Below are 19,722 nucleotides of genomic sequence, written 5' to 3'. Positions count from 1 at the left end.
GACCGAAGGTCAAAAGGAAGGCGGCGGCTGCCGCGGCTTGCGGCCCTCTACGCCGGGTCCGGTTCCAACAACGCGACACACTCGACGTGTTCCGTCTGCGGCATGAAGTCGAACGGCTGCAGGCGCGTGCACGGGTAGCCCCGGGCGGCGAACCAGTCGAGGTCACGGGCCAGTGTGTCGGGTGCGCACGATACGTAGACGATACGGCGTGGACGGCACTCCACAATGGCCGCGCGTACCGTTTCGGTGGCTCCTTTACGCGGCGGGTTGAGCAGAATGATGTCCACTCGCGGCAGGCGTGTTGCCGCGGCAGGCAGCGCCGACTCGGCATCGCCGCTCATGAACCGCACGTTATGGAAGCCGTTGAGCCGGGCATTGACGGTGGCATCCGCGACAGCGATCGGCGACTCCTCTATTCCAAGCGCCAGTCGGCTGCCGCCGGCCAGGAACAACGTGGTTGCCCCGATGCCGCAATAGACATCGAGGCAGTAATCCTCGGGGCCGGGGTTCGCCCACGCCAGCGCCAGTTCGTAGAGCTTGCGCGCCGCGGGCACGTTGGCCTGCAGGAACGCCCCGGCGCGAGTCTTCAGTTTCAGACCGCCGATGCGTTCTTGCAGCGCGGTCTCCGCGGTCAACGGCACGTATTCCGAGCCGAGGATGACGTTGCCCGGGTCGGGGTTGACGTTCTGTACGACGCTGGCGACGCCGCGGACGCGCTGCAGGGCGCGCACAAGCTCGCGCCGGTGCGGCAGCGTGTGGGTGCGGGTGACCAGAATGACCTGCGCGGTCTTCGCCCAGTGGCTGACGCGCACCACCATGTAGCGCAGGTCGCCGCCCTGCGTGCGCTCGTCGTAGGCCTGGATTGCCAGTCGCTCCGCCGCTTCGATGAAGGCGGCTAGCACCGTGGCAATGAGCGGATGATGAACCGGGCAGGCACGGATGTCGACCACCTGGTGCGTGCCCGGCCGGTAGAGGCCGACGAGGAGCCCACGTCGAGCCTGGCGCACGACGAGCTTCGCCTGATTGCGGTAGCCGAAGGCGCGGGGCGAAGGGACGACCGGGGGCACCTCGATCCGGGCCAGCGTCGGATGGTGGGCCAGTGCCTCGCTCACCGCCGCGCGCTTGGCGCCGAGTTGCTCCCCGTACGGACGCCCGATGAAACGACAGCCGGCGCAATTGGGGAGATGGGGGCAGGGACTCGGTTTCGAGTCCCGGGGTTCGGGCCGGATGACTTGCCGGTTTTCCGCTGCCCGCCGGTTTAGAGGGGTGGGGTCTCGTTGTTCCCGCCGCCGCCCCGCCTGAGGCATTCCCATGAATCGATCTCCGACAACTCAAACCGTATCGAGTCCACGCCGCACCCGCCGCTTGCTGCCGGCTGTCAGGTGCCCGCCCCGCCGCCATTCTCCGCTGCGCCCGCCGCGCTTTTGCATCAGCCGGATGTCGCCGACGATCATCTCCCGATCGACCGCCTTGCACATGTCGTAGACGGTCAGCGCCGCGGCGCTGACTGCGGTCAGGGCCTCCATCTCGACGCCGGTACGCGCCTCGACGCTCACCCGGGCCTCGATCTCGAGGAGGTCGGGCCCGATCTCCCTGAAGTCGATCGCCGCGACGTGAATGGGCAGCGGGTGGCACATGGGAATCCACTCGGCGGTCCGCTTGGCGGCCATGATGCCGGCCACCCTCGCCACCGCGAGCACCTCGCCCTTGGGGAGGTTGCCGCCGCGAATGAGATCGAGGGTTTCCGGCCGCATACGCACGGCGCCGCGAGCCACCGCCTCGCGCACCGTCGGGGTCTTCGCGGTCACGTCGACCATACGGGCCCGTCCCTGTGCGTCAAGATGCGATAGGCGCGGAGTTGCCTTGCCAGAGCGCGGCCGTGCCATTACAAGTCCCGTCCATGAGCCATTACAAAGTCCTCATCATAGGTTCGGGGCCGGCCGGCCTCACAGCCGCACTGTACGCTGCGCGGGCCAACCTCGCGCCCGTGGTTATCGAGGGCATGCAGCCCGGTGGGCAGCTTACTATCACGACCGAGGTCGAAAACTATCCCGGCTTCCCGGACGGTTTGCTCGGCCCCGAGATGATGGAATTGTTCAAGAAGCAGGCGCAGCGCTTCGGCACGCAGTTTCTGTACGGCGAGGTGACCGGGGTCGATCTCGGGCAGCATCCGTTCCGGGTGGACCTCGGCCGGGATGGCGCCCACACCTGCGACGCCCTGATCGTCGCCACGGGCGCCTCGGCGAAGCTCCTCGATATCCCGTCGGAAAAGCGCCTGATGGGCCATGGCGTGTCGGCCTGCGCCACCTGTGATGGGTTCTTCTTCAAGGACAAGAAGGTGCTCGTGGTGGGCGGTGGGGACACGGCGATGGAGGAGGCGACGTTTCTCACCAAATTCGCCAGCGCGGTAACCATCGTTCACCGCCGCGATCAGCTCCGGGCCTCGAAGATCATGCAGGAGCGCGCCTTCAAGAACCCCCGGATATCCTTCGTCTGGGACAGTACCATCGACGAAATCCTCGGCACCGCCGACGATCGCGGGGTCACCGGCGTCCGATTGAAGAACGTCAAGACGGGTGCGACTCAGGAGATGGCCTGTGACGGCGTGTTCATGGCCATCGGGCATCAGCCCAACACGCAGCTCTTCGCCGGCCAGCTCGAAACCGACGCCAGCGGTTACATCGTCACGCGAAGCGGCTCGACGTCGACCAATGTCGAGGGGGTATTCGCCTGCGGCGACGTGCAGGACCATGTCTACCGGCAGGCGGTGACGGCAGCCGGCTCCGGGTGCATGGCGGCCATCGATGCGGAGCGCTGGCTGGCGGCCCGCGAGTGAGCGGGGCGAAGGTGCGACCGGGTGGCGAGGCGCCGATGGAGGCGACGGCGGAGCGTTACGACGCGATTGTAATCGGAGCGGGCATCGGCGGCGCGACGTGCGGGGCGCTGCTGGCGCGGCGCGGTTTGCGGGTGCTGATCGTCGACAAGAACTCGGTGCCCGGGGGCAAGGCCATGACGCTGTCGAAGCGGGGATTCAGCTACGAGTTGTGGCCGATCGTGGGTGGGCCGTCGCTCGGCTCGCAGTTCGCGCGCGTACTGGACGAACTCGGGATGGCAGATGCGGTCGAGATCCTGACGCCGAAGGCGAAGAGCGCGCTGATGTACCGGCGCGCCGACGGCGCCTGGGCGACCAGCGTCGGCTCGGCGCGTCCGGAAGACATCGACCCGATGGCGCTGCCGGCGCTGCTGGCGCTCACGGACGAAGAGTTCGGCGAGGCGACGCGCGTGCTGGCGGATCTGATGGCCATGTCCCCCGCCGAGATCGACGCGCTCGACGACCTGTCGTTCGCCGACCTCCTTGGACGTTATCGTCTGCCGCAGAGCTTGATCAGCTACTGGGGCATGTGGGCCAACATCGTCTTCGTTGTGCCGCTGGACCTCGTTGCCGCCGGCGAGGCCGTGCGCACGTTGCAGGATTTCGTGCGCGGCGGGGCAGGCCGCTATCACGGGGGCGGTTACGGACGCATGGCCGAGGTGTTCTGCGGGGCCGTCGAGCGCTTCGGCGGTCGTGTCCTGCTGCGCACGCGGGTCACGGGCATCGACATACGCGACGGGGCGGTCGCCGGTGTGATCACCGAGCGGGGAACCTTCGCGGCGCCGATCGTCGTTAGTAACGCGGGCATTCAGCCCACGGTGCTGCGGCTGGCGGGGGAGGAGCATTTCGACCGCGGGTACGTGGCGCGAGTGCGGGAACTCGTTCCGTCGTGGGCGATCGTCGGCCTGCGCTATTTCCTCGATCGCCCGTTTTTCGAGCAGGGCATGTACATTGCCTTCTCCGACGACAACTACCTGGATGCGGCGCGACTGGCCGAGATCAAGGCAGGCAAGTTTCCGGAGCATCCGTTGGTGTTCAACGTCGTCCCGGCGGTGTACGACCGGAGTCTGGCGCCGGACGGCAAGCAGTGCGCGTTGGTCGGGACCATTTGCACTCCCGACCCCGACTTTGCTCACGCCGAAGCGCTCCTCGATCGCCTCGATGCGACCGTGCGGCACCTGTGGCCGGGCATAGACGGTTGCATCACCGGGGTTGACCGTTACGTGGGCGGCGACGTTGCGGCGCTCACGCGGGACCGCGCGGTGGCCGGACAGGGTGGGGAGTGCATCGGTCTGGCGCAGATCGTCGGGCAGTGCGGCCGGCACAAGCCGGCGGCGCGGACCCCCGTGCGCGGCCTTTACGTCGTGGGTTGCGACGCCGGGGGATATGGATGCGGTACGCATCAGGCGGCGGACTCGGGGGTGAAGGTCGCGGATATGGTGGCGCGTGAGCACCGCGCCCGCGCGGCGATCTAGCCCCGGTGAGATGCCGGTAAGGACCCGGTGCCACCATTCGAGAAGCCGCGCCGAAGGGTATCGCCCGACCGGTTTGACAGCGGGGCGGCCATGTGGCGGCTCTGACGGGAACGGGCAGCGACCGCAGCAGCCGGAAAGGAGGGAAGCAATCGATGTTAGCGGCGTTTTGTGACGCACCCGGGCGACTCGATGTGCGCCAGGTGGTGGAGCCGGTTCCGGGGCCGGGCGAGGTCGTCGTGCGGGTGCGTAGCTGCGGCATCTGCGGCAGCGACTTGCACTTCTTCCACGGGGCGCTGCCCCCGCCCTCGGTGTGCCCCGGCCACGAGATTAGCGGCGAGGTGTACGAAGTCGGGCAGGGTGCTGCCTTGCGCCCTGGCGACCGCGTAGCCGTCGAGCCGCTGGTGGTGTGCCGGGAGTGCGTCTACTGCCGCACCGGCGATTATCAGCTCTGCCGCCATTTTCAGATCCTCGGTGCCATGGTCGACGGCGGGTTTGCCGAGTTCGTGCGCGTACCGGCATATGCCGCCTTTCCGCTGCCCGCCGGAGTCGATTGCGAGGTCGGGGCGTTGACCGAACCGCTGGCGGTTACCGTGCACGCTGTGCGTCTGGCGCCGGTCCGCTTCGGGCACCGCGTCCTGATTCTCGGGGGCGGCACCATCGGGCTGCTCGCCGTGGCCGCCGCGCGGGCGGCGGGGGCGGCCGAGGTGTGGGCGACCGTGCGTCATTCGCACCAGGCCGGTGCCGCCGTGGCGATGGGTGCCAGCCGGGTGTTTACCGATCCGGCCGACGCCACCGCACTGGCGGCTGCGACCACCGAGCACCCCGTCGACGTGGTCATCGAGACGGTCGGCGGCGCCGCCGACACCATCAACGAAGCCGTGCAGCACGTGCGACCGGGCGGTACCGTGGCGGTGCTCGGGGTGTTCTCGACTATGCCGTCGCTGAACGCGTTGTTCCTCCTCATGAAGGAGGTGCGCATCGTCGGCTCGCTCACTTACGGGCGTCCGGACCCGCGTGCCGACTTCGAAATTGCCCTGCACCTGCTCGGTGCCGAGCCCGAGCGTTACCGGAAACTGATCACGCATCGCGTGCCGCTGAGGGACATCGCCCGCGGCTTCGCCCTCGCCGGCGACAAACGCGCCGGGTCGATCAAGGTCTCGGTAACGCCGGATTGACCGGGCCGGAATTGTTTTCACCGTCAGCTTCGGGAATAAGAACACCCGGCCCGCGTCGTCAGAGTTGCGGCGGGCCCCGGCCCGGCCGGAAAGACAAGTTAGCGGAGGGCAACACATGAGCGTCAAGGACATCTACGAGATCGGGGAACGCCCGCCGGTCGGCCAGATACCGAAACAGATGTATGCCCAGGTCGTGCGGCCGGAGCGTTTCGGAGAGCCCGCAAGGTCGATCCAGGTCGAGAAGATCGACGTTCCGAGCATCAAGCCGGACGAGGCGTTGGTCTTCGTGATGGCGGCAGGCGTGAACTTCAACAACGTATGGGCGGCGCTCGGTACGCCCGTGAACGTCATCGCGGCCCGCAACAAGTCGGGCTACGACCCGACGCCGTTCCACATCGGCGGCAGCGACGCATCGGGGATTGTCTACGCGGTCGGCAAGGACGTGAAGAACATCAAGGTCGGCGACCATGTTGTCGTCCATTGTGGGACCTGGGACGCCGACTGCCCGGCGGTGAAGAACGGCACCGATCCGATGTTCGACCCCTCCTATAAGATCTGGGCGTACGAGACGAGTTGGGGTAGTTTCGCGCAGTTCGCCAGGGTACAGGCGCATCAGTGCATGCCGAAGGCCAGGCACCTTACGTGGGAGGAGGCCGCTGCGCCCACGCTGGTCGGGGCCACGGCCTACCGCATGCTGATGGCGTGGCCGCCCCACACGGTGCAGCCGAACGACGTGGTCCTCATCTGGGGCGCCTCGGGCGGCCTCGGCTGCATGGCAACGCAGATCGTTAAGGCCCAGGGAGGCATCCCCGTCGGGGTGGTGGGCGACGACCGCAAGATCGACTTCTGCATGAAGCTGGGGGCCAAGGGCGTCATCAACCGCAAGAAGTTCGACCACTGGGGTATGATGCCGCACTGGAAGGACACCGAGGCTTACAACAAGTGGACCGCCGGATGTCGCGCCTTCGGAAAGGCCATCTGGGACATTCTGGGCGAGAAACGCAGTCCGCGCATCGTCTTTGAACACCCCGGCGAAGACACGGTTCCGACGTCGATCTTCGTCTGCGACACCGGCGGGATGGTGGTTATCTGCGCCGGCACCTCCGGTTACAACGCGGTGGTCGACCTGCGTTATCTCTGGATGCGCCAGAAGCGCTTTCAGGGATCGCACTTCGCCAACGACGATCAGGCCTATGCGTTCAATGACCTGGTGCTGGCGGGCAAGATCGATCCGTGCCTCGCTGAAACGGTTCCCTTCGACAAGATACCGCAGTGCCACCAGCGCATGTACGAGAACAAAGCGCCGGAGGGGAAGATGGTCTGTCTCGTCGGTGCCCCGCGGACCGGCCTGAAGGACTTGGAGTAGGAATCGTAGTTCGCGCTCCCACAGGAGCGCCCCTTTTGCTATGTCTCGCGGCCATGCCGGTAACACCTGCGGGACTGCGATGGAACGAGGAAGTCGACATCGGCGTCGTGGGCGCGGGGGCCTGCGGGCTGGCCGCCGCCCATGCCGCCTCCGGCAACAGGCTGCGGGTGACGGTCTGGGAGCGCGCCAGGGAGCCCGGCGGCACCACGGCACTCGGCGGCGGCTGTCTGGCGGCGGCGGGCTCCCGCCTCCAGCGTGAGGCCGGGATTACGGATAGTGCCGACGACTTCTACGCCGACATCATGGCGCGCAACGGCCGGCGCAGCGACCCGGCGTTGACGCGACGGCTGTGCGAGCTGTCTGGAGAGCTGGTGGACTGGCTGACGGACGGCGTCGGACTCGATCTGACCTTGCTCCGGCTGGCGGGCGATCCGGGACATCGGCGCCCGCGCTTGCACGCGCCCGGCGACCGCAACGGGCAGGCGATGGTGGAGGCGATGGCGGGGCAGGCCATCCGTCGCGGGGCCAGGCTGCGGCTCGTGACCCCGGTGCTGCACCTCTGGACCGACGTCGACGGCGGCGTTCTCGGCGTCCAGATCAAGTCGCCGAAGCGCAGCGCGACGAACGTCCGCTGCCACAAACTCTTGCTGGCCACCGACGGGTTCGGGGCCAACTCGACGCTGGTTGCGCAACACGTTGCCGAGGCCGCCTCGTTAACGTACGCGGGGGCCGCCACGAGCACGGGCGATGCCGTCCTCTGGGGTGGCGACGCCGGCGCGGCGCAGCGTGACATGGGTGCTTACTACGCGCATCCGTACGCCACGGTCGGAGCCAACCTACCGGTGCCGTGGGATGTGTTCGGCGCCGGCGCAATCCTGGTGAATCAGCTCGGCGAGCGCTTCATGAACGAGATGTCGGCCCCGGCCTCGGCGGTACCGGCGATCTGCTCCCAGCCGGGTCGAATCGCGTACGTGATCTTTGGGTCCGCCACTCTCAAGGAAGCCTGCGGTGCCGACGCTTACTTCGCCCATCGCATCGCTCCGCGGGCGGTGCGGCGCGCCGAGGACGCGGCCGGGCTTGCCGCGCAGTTCCAAATCGGCGCCGAGGCTCTGGTGAAAACGGTTGCCGCATACAACGACGCCTGCCGGGCGGGTAACGACTCGTTCGGGCGGACGCAATTAGGTTCCGGGCTCGAACCGCCGCTGCACGGTATCCGCGTGAGCCCCGCCCTGTTCGCGACGCAGGGGGGGCTGGTCGTCGACACCGACGCGCGCGTACTCAGACCCGACGGCACGCCGGTGCCCAACCTCTACGCCGGCGGCAGCGCAGGCGGCGGGTTGGCGGGACCCGGCGGGGACGGATACCTGCTCGGCACCGGTCTGTTGTGTGCCTTCGGACTGGGTCGGCTTGCCGGGATGCACGCCGCCACAGCCGTTTGTGCGGACCGTGCCGCGGCGACCGCGGTGACGCCTTCCGACGTGCCGGACGCGTAGCGGTTTGCCGAAGCTGTCAGGAAGGCACGGAGCGCGCAGCCCGCGCCCGGGCGTAGAAGAGGCTGGGCAGTGTCCTCGATCGGGTTCCTTTGCGCCGCGATCCGGCGGTGTCGCGAACGATCCGATGCGAGGCGAGAGGCGGTTGTCGCTTTGCCTTGCAAGGTCGTGAAGTGATCCCGATGCGGTACAAGGCGTTGCGCCCACTGCTCTTTCGGCTCGACCCGGAACGCGCCCACCGCGGCGCTCTGGCCGCGGTGGGGCTGCTCGAGGCATTGTTTTCAACCCTTCGCTGGGCGCCCCGGCCATGGTCGCATCCGCTGCTGGCGCAGCGGTTGTGGGGGGTCGACTTTGCCAACCCGGTGGGTCTGGCGGCAGGTTTCGACAAAAACGCGGCGGCACCGCACGTCTGGCCGTTGTTCGGGTTCGGGTTCGCCGAATTGGGGACGGTGACCGCGCTGGCGCAGTCGGGCAATCCTCCGCCGCGGCTCTTCCGTTTGACTGCCGACGCCGCCCTGATCAATCGGCTGGGGTTCAACAGTGCGGGGGCGGCGGCAGTGTCCGCTCGGCTTGCGACGCTGACGGCAAGGCTTGCGCCGGTGGTTCCGCTGGGCATCAATCTGGGCAAGTCGCGCGTGACTCCGCTGGAGGCGGCGGCCGGCGACTACGTCGAGGGCGTGCGACAGCTCGCCGGATTCGCCAGCTATCTGGCGCTCAACGTCAGCTCTCCGAATACGCCGGGTCTCCGCGATCTGCAGGAGGAGGCGAGGCTCCGGCCTTTGCTGGAGGCCGTGCAGGCAGCGAATGCGGCGGCGGTAAGGCCGCCGCGACCGGTACTTCTCAAAGTCGCCCCCGATCTTTCCGACGATGCTCTCGGCGCGATCGTCGCACTGGCGCGGTCAGCCGGAGTGGCCGGATTCGTCGCGACGAACACCACGGTGGCGCGTCCCGGGTTGCGGACCCGGATCGACGAGGCGGGAGGGTTGAGCGGGGAGCCGTTGCGCGACCGGGCCACGGCCGTCGTGCGTGTGCTGCGCCGGCACGCGGGGCCCGACCTGCCGATCGTCGGCGTTGGCGGCGTCGCCTCGGGTGCCGACGCTTATGCGAAGATCCGCGCCGGCGCATCGCTGGTGCAGGTTTATACGGGCATGATCTACGAGGGACCGTGGCTGGCCCGCCGCATCGCCGTCGATCTCGCGGCGTTGCTCGAGCGAGACGGTTTGCGACTGCCGGAGGCGGTGGGGCGGGACGCCTGAGCGGCCGTCGCTGAGTACTCGTATGGGTGAAGCGTCTCTCCTGCGCAACCTGGTCGTGCTGTTGGCGGCCGGACTGCCGATCGTCGCGCTGTTTCACCGACTGCGGTTTCCGTCGATCGTGGGCTTCCTGCTGGCGGGCGTGGTCATCGGTCCGAACGGGGTCGGGATCATCCAGCACAGTGACGATGTCACCAGTTTGGCAGAGATGGGCGTGGCGTTGTTGTTGTTTGTTGCCGGGCTCGAGTTGTCGTTCGACGAGCTGGTCCGTATGCGGCGCGTCCTGGTATGGTCGGGGGTGCTGCAAGTCGTCGTGACGACGGCGTTGGCTGCGGGCATCGGCATTCTCGCCGGGGCACGGCCCGCGGTGGCGGTCTTCGGGGGCTTCGTTGTCACGCACTCCAGCACCGCCATTATCATGAAGGTCCTCGGAGAGCGCGGCGAACTGAACGCCCCGCACGGGAGGTTGGTTTCCGGCATTGCGTTGATTCAGGATCTTGCGCTCGTGCCGATGGTCTTGATCACCCGGGTGCTGGCGGATCCGGAGGCCGGTTCGTTCGCGACGGTGGCCTTTGTGCTGGCCAAGGCAACGGTTGCGGTGGCGGCGACGATCCTGCTTGCAGTGGTCATCGTGCCGTGGGTGTTTCGGCAGGTCGTGGCGCTGCAGAGCCGGGAGTTGTTCGCGGGCACGGTGGTGCTGTGCGCCCTTGGCACCGCATGGGTGGCGGACGCACTGGGGTTGTCGGTCGCACTTGGTGCGCTTGCCGCCGGACTGGTGCTGTCGGAGTCGGAGTACAGTCATCAGGCGTTGGCGGAGATCCTGCCGTTTCGCGACGCCCTGAACAGCGTCTTCTTCATTTCGGTCGGTATGCTCGTGCAGATGGCGACGTTGCGCGAGCACTGGCCCGCGTTACTCGGCGCGGCAACCGGCATCGTCGTGTTCAAAGCGATCGTGGCCTTCGCCGTCGCGCTGCCTTTTGCGCGCTCGGTGCGGGTCGCGGTTGCTGCAGCGCTGACTCTCGCCGAGGTCGGCGAGGTCGCTTTCGTCCTGTTGCAATTCGCTCGTCCGATGGACCTCGTGTCGCCGACCGAGTACGAGATGCTGGTAACGGTCGTGGCGCTCACGATGGTGGCGGCCCCGTTCCTTATCGGCGGCGCGCCGGCGGTGGCGAACGCTCTGGGCGCGCTGCTGCGCGCCCCGGCGTTCGGAAAGCCGGTGCCGGAGAGTCGGCGTGGGCACGTGGTTATCGTCGGCTACGGACTCAACGGCGAGAACCTCGCGCGGGTGCTGCGGGAGACGGGCATCCGTTTTGCGGTCCTCGAGCTTAATCCGGACCGGGTCCAGGCGGCGCGGCGGGGAGGGGGCAGCGTCGTATTCGGGGATGCGTCGCGTTTGGAGGTGCTGCACCAGGCGGGTGTCGAGCACGCCAGTGTCGTCGTTGTGGCGGTGTCCGATCCGGCTGCGACGCGCCGCATCGTGGCGCTGAGTCGCCAATCGAATCCGGGTGCGCCGATTATCGTACGCACGCGCTATCAGAACGAGATCGACGAGCTGCGGCGCCTCGGCGCCACCGAGGTCATTCCGGAGGAGTTCGAGACCTCGGTCGAGATCTTTGCCCATGTCCTGCGCTGCTTGCACGTCCCGCGCAATGTCATTGCGCTGCAGGTCGATCTCATTCGACGCGAGGGATACCGCATGCTGCGCGGCCTGCAATTGCCGCGGCAAACCCTGGATCAGCTCCACGAGATCCTCGCTGCGACGACGACGGAGACTTTTCTGGTCACGGCCGGCTCTCCGGGGATCGGGCAGACCATTGGCGGGCTGGGTTTGCGCCACGCCACCGGCGTAACGATCATTGCAGTCGTTCGTGACGGTACGCCGATCGCCAATCCGCCGGCGGAGTTGGAAGTGCGGCAGGGCGACATTGTGGTCATGTTGGGGAATCACGAACAGATCGACCGGGCTATCTCGTGTCTGAGCCCGCGGGAGCAAGGACCGGATTCGGCATGACCGGGGTGCTCTTTACCCTGGCTATTGTAGCGGCAGTGGCAGTGTTGGGGTGGCGGCGCCTGCGGGTGTGGCGTGCCGAGCGGCAGCGTCCGGGCGCGTCGCTCGAGCGGGCGCTGGTGGTCGGCGGCTTCGACGAAATCGATGGCGCGATTGCGGCGCAGCGCTGCCGATGCGGCGGCCATTACTCGATGACCGGGGAGACGTCGCGTGCGATCGGGTTGCGGAGGTTCCGGATCAGCCGCCTCGTGTGTAAAGAATGCGATCGCGAGATCCTGATGTACTTCGATGTCACGCTCGTTTTCCACTGACAGGGCGTCAGGCCCGGGGGCTCGATTGTGCTCGACAGCGCCACCTCGACCTGCTAACAGGCTGACAGGTTCCCTCGTTGCCCCGTATACTCTTTCTCGCCGCGGCAGATGGTCATCGCGTCATGACGCTCGCGACAGCGGGAGCAGCGTCGCAGCGATGGTCACCACGGGTCCAGGCACCCCCCGGCGTTCTGGGTGCCCCTGAAGAATGGGGGGGAGTCGCCCCCGGGAAGTACAGCGGACTCGACCGCAGTGGCCGTCCGTCACAAGGAGAAGGGTTAGACAATGGGTAAGAGATTGTACGTCGGGAACCTCGCGTTCGAGGTCACCACCAAGGACCTCGAGGAGCTGTTCGCCCAGGCCGGCGCTGTCGAGTCTGCAGCCGTGATCATGGACCGTAGCACGGGCCAGTCGCGGGGGTTCGGCTTCGTCGAAATGTCGACGGCCGGCGAGGCGCAGCGCGCCGTTCAGGAGTTCGACGGCAAGGAGCTTAAGGGTCGGGCGATGCGCGTCAACGAGGCTCGCGAGCAGACCGGCCGCGGCGGCGGCGGTGGCGGCGGCGGCGGTGGCGGTTACGGTGGCGGTGGCGGCGAGCGCGGCCGAGGCGGTTGGAACCGTCGCTGAGTAAAGCAATCGGTGCCCGGGGTCCCCGGTGGGCGGGGCCCCGGGCCATGAATCGCACACGCCCATGACGGCGCGCGTTGTCGACGTGACCGCCTTGCCCGGTCTGGCCGGGGAAGAGCTAGGTGCGTCTGGCTGGCATAGTGTCTCGCAGGACGAGATCGATCGGTTCGCCGACGCCACGCACGATCGGCAGTGGATCCACGTCGACCCCGAGCGGGCGGCGCGCGAATCCCCGTTCAGGTGCACGATCGCGCACGGCTACTACACGCTATCGCTGGCCCCGTACCTGATTCCGCAGATTCTTTCCGTCACGGGAACCCGTCTGGTGGTGAACTACGGGCTCAACAGTGTCCGGTTCACCAGCCCGGTGCGTGTCGGCCGGCGGCTCAGGCTGCGTGCCACCATGCAGGCGGTGGTGCCGATAAAGGGCGGGATGGAGGCGACGCTGGCTTTGGCGTTCGAGGTCGAGGGCGAGTTACGACCCGCTTGCCTGGCCGAGGCCGTATACCGCTACTACGTTTGACGGGGGAGGCGCGTGCGCTCCACCGAGACAATCGTGCTGGAGTACGGATCGCTAATGAGCGGTTATGGGCTCCAGAGCCGCGGCCCGCTGCGCGCCGCATCGGCCGGCAGGGTCGCGTTTTCCAATGGTGAACGCGGCCTGGGCAGGCTCGCGAACGCCGGCGATCACTTTGCGATGGTGCTCGATCGAGTACGCGACGACGTTCCGCTCGGCGCCCGCTTGCTGGCTGCGGACGCTGCGCCCACCGGCGAAGCGGAAGGTCTGGCGATCGGGGTGGCGCCGATGGCGCTGGCCCGCTTCGCCGACCATGCCGGCTACAGCGGAGGGGCGTTGCAGCGATTGCGCGAAGAAGCGACCGCCGAGGGTATGGCACTGGCCGACTACCTTTGGGCCGCGTTCGAGCGCGCCGGCCTGGATGTGAGGGACTTTCGCACCGGGCTCTATCGCCGGATCGGGTACACCTCCCCGCACGCCGTGCCGCACCCCATACGTCTGTCGGACGGACGTTGTGTCCTGACGTTCCTGGCACCGGGATTCGAGGGGACCGGCAGCGACCGCATTGTCGCCGTGCGCGTCCGGAGCGGGCAAACCGGCCTGTTGAGCCCGACCGACGCCTGGCGGCGGCAGCCGAGCCGGGCCCAGCTTGCCTACCTGGTTTCATGTCTCCTCGGCGGCGTCCACGGTATCGCCGTGCGCGACCTTCTGGCCTCGTTGGCGGACGATCCCGGGCTCGCCGGCGCGGTGCGGGGCGCCATTGTGACCGAGCAGCGTCAGGAGCTTGCACGTTTTCTGGCGGCGACCAACCTGCCCGCGTCCACGTACTTCTCGGCCTTCGGCCCGGCGTCCCACGCCCTCGACCGGAGCGGGCTGGATGGATTTCTGCGGGGTTGCATGGGCTCTGCCGACCAGTAAGAGGGAGAGATCGATTCCCGGCAGCCCACGGGCTGCCAATCCCAGGGGACCACGATGGGACCACGATGAGTGAGCAGACCTTTCGCGTTTACGTGAAGAAGGACTACCTGAAGTTCAACGCCGCCCATTTCATCGCGTACAAGGGCTTCCGCGAGGCGCTGCACGGGCACAACTACCGCGTCTCGGTGGAGGTCGAGGGCGTTCTGGGCCAACAGGGTTATGTGTTGGACTTCGGCGTCGTCAAGAAGGTTGCGAAGCGCGTGTGTATGCGACTGGACGAGCGGACGATAGTTCCGGCGTTGTCGGACTGCTTGACGATTCGCACCGAGGGGCGGCAGGTGGTGCTCAATTACGAGGACGACGAGTTCCGCATTCCCTTGAGCGACGCGATTTTGCTGCCGATAGTTCACAGTTCGGCGGAAGAGCTTGCGCGCTACCTGGTGGGGGAGGTTCGTGCCGAGCTTGCGGCGGAAGGCGCGCAGGGTATTACGGTCATGGAAGTCGGAGTCGAAGAGACGCCCGGTCAGACCGCCTTTTGCCGGGCTGTTCCATGAGAGGCGCGCCCCGCCGGCAGCGCCGATACTGGCTTGCCGTCGTCGTGGTCGCCGGCGCACTGGCCGGATGCGAGGCGCCGCTGCCCGAGCCCGAGTCGGCGGGGGCGCGGCTCTACGCCGACCGCTGCCGCGGGTGCCACCGCCTCTACGCGCCCGGTAGTATGACGGCGGAGATGTGGCGGGTGCAGGTGGAGCGCATGCACGGCGACATGGTGCGCCGCGGTGTCGAGCCGCTGTCGCCGGCCGAGACGACGCTGCTGCTCGATTACCTGCGCCGGCACAGCCAATGATCGGGGCGGAGATGCGAAGGGAGAGCGCCATGTTGCGAGTGGACATGGAGGTTGGGTCTCCGACGGAGGTCCGGGCCGACCTCCTAGCGTTGGCCGTCGGACCCGACGAGACGGCGTCGCTTGCCGAGATCGATCGGCGGCTGCGCGGCCGTCTCGGAGCCGCGCTGCGCGCGCGGCGTTTTGGCGGCAAGGAGGGCGAGGCGGTCGTCTGTGAAGCGGCCGACGAGCTGGAAGTTCGCTACGTGCTTGTTGTCGGCTGTGGCGGCGCTAGCGAGCCATCGGTCTGGTACAAGTTCGCGCAAGCGGCGCTCACGCGGGCTCCCGAGCTTGGTGCGACGCGAATCGCCGTCTCTGTACCGGCCGCGCGCCGGCGCGCCGAGGTCGTCGAGGCGATTGCCGAGGGATTCATCCTAGGGGCCTACACGTTCGATCATCTGAAGAGCGCACCCGCGTCGACGGCCGGGGTCCGGCAGGTTGCCGTTCTAGTGCCCGCGCGCGAGCCGGAACTGGAAACCGCGGTCGCGGCAGCGCGCGCCGGCGCGCGCGCAACTTCGTATGCGCGCGACCTGGTGAATCTTCCCGCCGCGATCGCGACGCCGACCTACCTCGCCAGAGAGGCCCGCCGCATCGCCCGCGACCAGCGCCTGCGGGTTCGCGTGTTAACCGGACCGGGTCTCCGCCGGGCACGCATGGGGGCCATTCTCGGCGTCTCTCAGGGCAGCGACCAGCCGCCCTGCTTCATCGAGCTCGTGTATACGCCCCGCCGGCGCCGGCCGGGTGGGCCGTGCGTGGCTCTCGCCGGCAAGGGCATCACCTTCGACAGCGGCGGTCTGTCGCTCAAACCCGCCGAGTCCATGCAGGTACAGAAGCGCGACATGGCAGGTGCCGCCGCGGTCCTCGGTGCCATGAGCGTGGTGCGTACCCTCGGAGTTGCCGTGGAAGTGCGCGGCTACGTGGCCGCCGCCGAGAACATGCCGGGGAGCGGCGCCCTCAAGCCGGGCGACGTTGTGCGCGCTGCCAACGGCAAGAGCATCGAGGTGCTCAACACCGACGCGGAAGGTCGACTCGTGCTTGCCGATGCACTGTCTTATGCCAGCGCGCGCAAGCCGGACGTGCTCATCGATCTGGCCACGCTCACCGCCGCCGTGCGCACCGCTCTCGGGAGTCGGTGCGCGGCGATCATGGCCACCGACGCCGATCTTGCCCGCGATCTCATCGCCGCCGGCCGTGCCTGCGGGGAGAACCTCTGGGAGCTGCCCTTGATTGCCGACTACCGCGGCGAGCTTGACAGTCTGGTAGCCGACCTCAAGAACATTGGCGATGGTGCCGGTGCGGGTACGATCATCGGCGGGCTCTTTCTGCGCGAGTTCGTCACCGCGCCGGCCTGGGCGCACATCGATTTCTCGAGCACGGTCGTTACGGACAAGCCGTTGCCCGCGCATCCGCGCGGCGCGACCGGTTTCGGCGTGCGTACGCTGTTACGGTACTTGCGCCGGCTGTGACGCGCGGACGGCGGGGGACCGCTCGAGAGGTTGGGCTTGCGTCTGCCGGCGGGTGGCTGGCCGGAGCTGAAACGGCCTCGCAGGACCGAATCGGGCGGCGATCGACCTGGGCCTGTCGATCGCCCGCGTTTGCCGACCTGTACGCGTCCCGGCCGATCGATCGGCGAGCCGTCGCTTGCGTTTACCGCGGCAAGTGGCGAGGCTGGTTGCATGACGGTCGAGTTCGTTCCGGCGGCGCACGTGCGTGCGGTTACATCCGCGATCGCCGCGGCCCGCCAGCGTGCGCTCGACGACTGCGGCGTGCCGCCGCGAGTTCCGGAGGCGGCGTACTGGGAGGAAACCTTCGAGGCCAACGCCGCGGCCGTTCTCGCTGCGATCCCCGACGTCGAGTTGCCGTTCGACCGGTGCGTTCGGTATCGGTTCTTCGGGCAGCGCGGTCGCGATCTGCTGGTGCGCCCGTTCGTTGCGCGCACGACGACGGACGTCAACCGCATTCGCCAGGTGCTCGACTGGCATCCGCCGCCCGACGCGCTCGCCTCGGGCGGCGCCGGAGGTCCGACGCAGGACGTGGAACTCCTGTACCGGCACTTCTCCTTTCCCGACACCGCCGTCGGGGCGTTCGACTACTGGCTCGCCATGCAGGAGCTGTGGGCCAGTGTCCGCTGGGTGCACTCGTACGTTGTCGCTTCCGCCGAGGAGTGGAGTCGGATCGTTACCCGCGAGGGCTGGGAGGTGCTCCACACCGTGCAGGCTTTCGAACCCGCAGTGGTGCGTGCCGACGGCAGCTTCCGGCTGGCGGTGCTGGTTGAAAGTCCGCTGCAGCGATTTCAGATAGCGCTCAATCAGATCGAGATCGGTCCCGAGCATGCCTTGTGCTACGGCGAACCGGTGCTGGTGGCTTCCGGGCCGCGCGGTTACGTCGTCTGACTGTCCCGGCGTGGCGCTTGTCGTGGCCGCGAGCCTCCCATAGACTCGCTTCATGGGATCGACTTTCGGGCGGTTGTTCCGCTTGACTACCTTCGGTGAGTCCCACGGCGGTGCCGTCGGGGTAGTCGTGGACGGCTGTCCGCCGCGGTTGCCGGTGACTGCCGAGGAGATCCAGTACGACCTCGACCGGCGCCGTCCGGGGCAGAGTCGGATCACCACGCCGCGCAGCGAGCCCGATCGGGCGGAGGTCCTATCTGGTCTGTACGAGGGGATGACGCTCGGAACGCCGATTGCGATCCTGGTGCGGAACACCGACGCGCGTCCGAGTGCGTACGCGGATTTCAAGGACGTCTACCGTCCTTCGCACGCGGATTACACGTACGAGGCGAAGTACGGCATCCGCGATTGGCGGGGCGGCGGGCGGGCATCCGCGCGCGAGACGGTCGGCCGGGTGGCGGCCGGCGCCGTCGCGCGTAAGCTGCTGCGGGTGGCCGCGCAGGTGGAGGTACTGGCCTATGTCACGCGGGTCCACGGGGTCGAGGCGCAAATCGATCCGGCAAGTGTGACGGCGGCCGCGGTGGAAGCGAACCTCGTCCGCTGCCCGGACGCGGCGTCGGCGTCGGCGATGATCGAGCGCATCGAAGCGGCGCGTCGTGCCGGCGACTCCCTCGGCGGTATTGTCGAGTGCGTGTGCCGCGGCGTTCCGGCCGGGCTCGGCGAGCCCGTGTTCGACCGGCTGGAGGCCGATCTTGCCAAAGCGATGCTGTCGTTGCCGGCGACGAAGGGGTTCGAGATCGGCAGCGGCTTTGCGGGTACGGCCATGACCGGGCGCGAGCACAACGATCCGTTTGCCGCCGATGCCGACGGGAAGATTCGCACCACAAGCAACCGCTCCGGAGGTGTGCAGGGGGGTATCAGCAACGGCGAGGACGTCGTCTTTCGAGTTGCGTTCAAGCCGACGGCGACGATTTCGCAGGCGCAGCAGACGGTGGATCGAAGCGGGCAGGCGGTCGCGCTCGAAGCGCGCGGCCGACACGACCCTTGCGTGCTGCCGCGGGCGGTTCCGGTCGTCGAAGCGATGGCCTGCCTGGTCCTCGCCGACCATTACCTGCGCCAGCGCGCGCAGTGCGGGGGGTAGACGCCGGGGCGACGCTTACCGCGGTGCGGTGCAGCGTTGCGGCGGCGGTGTGTGCACTCCGAGGTCCGGAGTGCCGGTATCGCAGTCGTTGGTTGCGGTCACGGTGCGGTCGGCGAGGAACTCGCCGAGGGTTACGTCTTCTCCTTCGAGGACGTCGCGGAGCCGGTCGACCGTTCGGATGTCGACGAACACGCCGCCACCTGTATCGATCTTAGGCATGATGCCCGCGCCAAGTGCGGGGCTGGTGAGTTGCAGGGCGAAGTTGTTCTGCAAGGAATTGACGAATTGCGCGTCGACGTGGATGTCCTGATTGCGGCGGATAGAAGTCGGATTGTAGACGTCGGGAAGCACCAGGTTGAAGCCGCCGGTGTAAGTGGTGTCGCGGCCAAAGATCTTGAGGCTCGCGTCGCCGCCGTTGGCCTGAATAATGTTGTTGCGGATGTAAGTGCCGTTCGATGCCTGGTCCGAATTGCCGACCCTTATGCCATGGCTTTCATTCAGGGCAATGGTGTTGTTCACGAGCAGGTTGCCGTTAGAGCCCAGCGTCAGGGCTATTCCCACGCCTTCGATGCGGGCGGATGTCCGGTTGCGGTACACAAGGTTGTTGAAGACCAGGGAGTTGGCCGTCCCCTGCAATCGAATACCCGAACCGGAGGTGCCGGATACGGTGCAGTTCTGCACGATGAAATCGAGTCCGCCCTTGACGACCACGCCGCCGTCGGTTGCGTTGATCACAGTGAACCCGTCGATGGTAGGGCGCAGGGTCTTACCCCCCTGGCGCAGCGGCCCGGTATTGGACAGGCTGAAGCCCGGGCCGGCGCCGCCCGCGTCGACGGTTACGGGGCCAGCGTCTCCCGTGATCTGCCCCCGTACGTCGGCCACGAAGGCAATGCCGTCGGGGACCTCGCCTGGTCGGTCGGTGGTGATGTTACCGGGATAGGTGCCGGCGCCGACCACGATGGTGTAGCCTTTACGCGCCAGTTGGGCCGCGCGATTGATGGTGCGCAGCGCCGTGGCGGGGTCGGCGCCCGTGTTGGCGTCATCCCCCGACTGTCGCACGTACAGCGGATTGGGCGGCGGCGGTTCCGCCGGAGATCCGCTGCTGCCGCCGCACGCGAAAAGCGCGCTTGCCATTACGCCGGCAAGAACCGCAATCGGCCAATGCCTCTGGGATTTCACCATCCTTATCCGTTATCAATGCGATCTCCATTTCTCCAGCGGAAAAAGCGGATCCGGATCGGCGTGGAGGACGGCGTCTCGTTGAACCCGGTGTGTACCGGCTGCGCGGAAGTGGCTAGGATG

At 67.6% G+C, this 19,722-nt stretch carries 19 protein-coding genes; 16 read left to right on the top strand and 3 right to left on the bottom strand.

Going from position 1 to position 19,722, the window contains the following annotated elements; genetic code table 11:
* Positions 1-47: 47 nt before the first annotated feature.
* Together rlmD and moaC are read right to left on the bottom strand one after the other, a co-directional pair.
* Entirely contained in the window at positions 48-1,307 is a 1,260-nt protein-coding gene (gene rlmD, locus L6Q96_07550) for a 23S rRNA (uracil(1939)-C(5))-methyltransferase RlmD (GenBank protein ID MCK6554423.1), read from the bottom strand.
* Between the two features lie 24 nt (positions 1,308-1,331).
* Positions 1,332-1,886, bottom strand: coding sequence for a cyclic pyranopterin monophosphate synthase MoaC (gene moaC / locus L6Q96_07545; protein MCK6554422.1), 555 nt, complete (start codon positions 1,884-1,886; stop codon positions 1,332-1,334).
* 14 nt (positions 1,887-1,900) lie between these two features.
* On the opposite strand from moaC, the gene trxB reads away from it, so the two are divergent.
* The 16 genes from trxB to aroC all read left to right on the top strand — a co-directional run bounded on the left by trxB (position 1,901) and on the right by aroC (position 18,420).
* Positions 1,901-2,836, top strand: coding sequence for a thioredoxin-disulfide reductase (trxB, locus tag L6Q96_07540; GenBank protein ID MCK6554421.1), 936 nt, complete (start codon positions 1,901-1,903; stop codon positions 2,834-2,836).
* Positions 2,833-4,347, top strand: coding sequence for an FAD-dependent oxidoreductase (locus L6Q96_07535; GenBank protein MCK6554420.1), 1,515 nt, complete (start codon positions 2,833-2,835; stop codon positions 4,345-4,347). The genes trxB and L6Q96_07535 overlap by 4 nt, the downstream gene beginning before the upstream one ends.
* A gap of 152 nt (positions 4,348-4,499) precedes the next feature.
* The gene (locus tag L6Q96_07530; GenBank protein MCK6554419.1) at positions 4,500-5,522 is read left to right on the top strand and encodes an alcohol dehydrogenase catalytic domain-containing protein; all 1,023 of its coding nucleotides are present in this window, start codon (positions 4,500-4,502) and stop codon (positions 5,520-5,522) included.
* A gap of 115 nt (positions 5,523-5,637) precedes the next feature.
* On the top strand, positions 5,638-6,888 hold the full coding sequence (ccrA, locus tag L6Q96_07525) for a crotonyl-CoA carboxylase/reductase (protein MCK6554418.1): 1,251 nt from the start codon (positions 5,638-5,640) through the stop codon (positions 6,886-6,888).
* A gap of 53 nt (positions 6,889-6,941) precedes the next feature.
* A complete protein-coding gene (locus tag L6Q96_07520) occupies positions 6,942-8,381 on the top strand; it encodes an FAD-dependent oxidoreductase (GenBank protein ID MCK6554417.1) in 1,440 nt (479 codons plus the stop codon).
* Between the two features lie 179 nt (positions 8,382-8,560).
* Positions 8,561-9,634: a quinone-dependent dihydroorotate dehydrogenase gene (locus L6Q96_07515; GenBank protein ID MCK6554416.1), complete on the top strand. Its 1,074-nt coding sequence runs from the start codon at positions 8,561-8,563 to the stop codon at positions 9,632-9,634.
* 22 nt (positions 9,635-9,656) lie between these two features.
* Positions 9,657-11,642 carry a cation:proton antiporter gene (locus L6Q96_07510; protein MCK6554415.1) on the top strand — a complete coding sequence of 662 codons (1,986 nt, stop codon included), beginning with the start codon at positions 9,657-9,659 and terminating at the stop codon, positions 11,640-11,642.
* A complete protein-coding gene (locus L6Q96_07505; GenBank protein ID MCK6554414.1) occupies positions 11,639-11,950 on the top strand; it encodes a hypothetical protein in 312 nt (103 codons plus the stop codon). The genes L6Q96_07510 and L6Q96_07505 overlap by 4 nt, the downstream gene beginning before the upstream one ends.
* A gap of 285 nt (positions 11,951-12,235) precedes the next feature.
* Positions 12,236-12,574 carry an RNA-binding protein gene (locus L6Q96_07500; protein ID MCK6554413.1) on the top strand — a complete coding sequence of 113 codons (339 nt, stop codon included), beginning with the start codon at positions 12,236-12,238 and terminating at the stop codon, positions 12,572-12,574.
* A 64-nt stretch (positions 12,575-12,638) separates the two neighbouring features.
* Entirely contained in the window at positions 12,639-13,097 is a 459-nt protein-coding gene (locus L6Q96_07495; protein MCK6554412.1) for a MaoC family dehydratase, read from the top strand.
* Between the two features lie 54 nt (positions 13,098-13,151).
* Complete coding sequence (locus L6Q96_07490) at positions 13,152-14,009, top strand: hypothetical protein (protein MCK6554411.1); 858 nt, start codon at positions 13,152-13,154, stop codon at positions 14,007-14,009.
* A gap of 65 nt (positions 14,010-14,074) precedes the next feature.
* A complete protein-coding gene (locus tag L6Q96_07485) occupies positions 14,075-14,563 on the top strand; it encodes a 6-carboxytetrahydropterin synthase (protein ID MCK6554410.1) in 489 nt (162 codons plus the stop codon).
* Positions 14,560-14,853, top strand: coding sequence for a hypothetical protein (locus L6Q96_07480; GenBank protein ID MCK6554409.1), 294 nt, complete (start codon positions 14,560-14,562; stop codon positions 14,851-14,853). The genes L6Q96_07485 and L6Q96_07480 overlap by 4 nt, the downstream gene beginning before the upstream one ends.
* A gap of 29 nt (positions 14,854-14,882) precedes the next feature.
* Positions 14,883-16,355 (top strand): leucyl aminopeptidase, encoded by a 1,473-nt coding sequence (locus L6Q96_07475; GenBank protein MCK6554408.1) that lies wholly within the window; start codon positions 14,883-14,885, stop codon positions 16,353-16,355.
* A gap of 210 nt (positions 16,356-16,565) precedes the next feature.
* Positions 16,566-17,282, top strand: a complete 717-nt coding sequence (locus L6Q96_07470) for a hypothetical protein (protein MCK6554407.1) — start codon at positions 16,566-16,568, stop codon at positions 17,280-17,282.
* 52 nt (positions 17,283-17,334) lie between these two features.
* Complete coding sequence (gene aroC / locus L6Q96_07465; protein ID MCK6554406.1) at positions 17,335-18,420, top strand: chorismate synthase; 1,086 nt, start codon at positions 17,335-17,337, stop codon at positions 18,418-18,420.
* Between the two features lie 15 nt (positions 18,421-18,435).
* Here aroC and L6Q96_07460 read toward each other — a convergent pair whose 3' ends face one another.
* Positions 18,436-19,602 carry a right-handed parallel beta-helix repeat-containing protein gene (locus tag L6Q96_07460; protein MCK6554405.1) on the bottom strand — a complete coding sequence of 389 codons (1,167 nt, stop codon included), beginning with the start codon at positions 19,600-19,602 and terminating at the stop codon, positions 18,436-18,438.
* Between the last annotated feature and the right edge of the window lie 120 nt (positions 19,603-19,722).

Source organism: Candidatus Binatia bacterium, assembly GCA_023150935.1.
Taxonomy (GTDB): Bacteria; Desulfobacterota; Binatia; order HRBIN30; family HRBIN30; genus JAKLJW01.
This window is presented reverse-complemented; position numbering and strand designations above follow the sequence as displayed.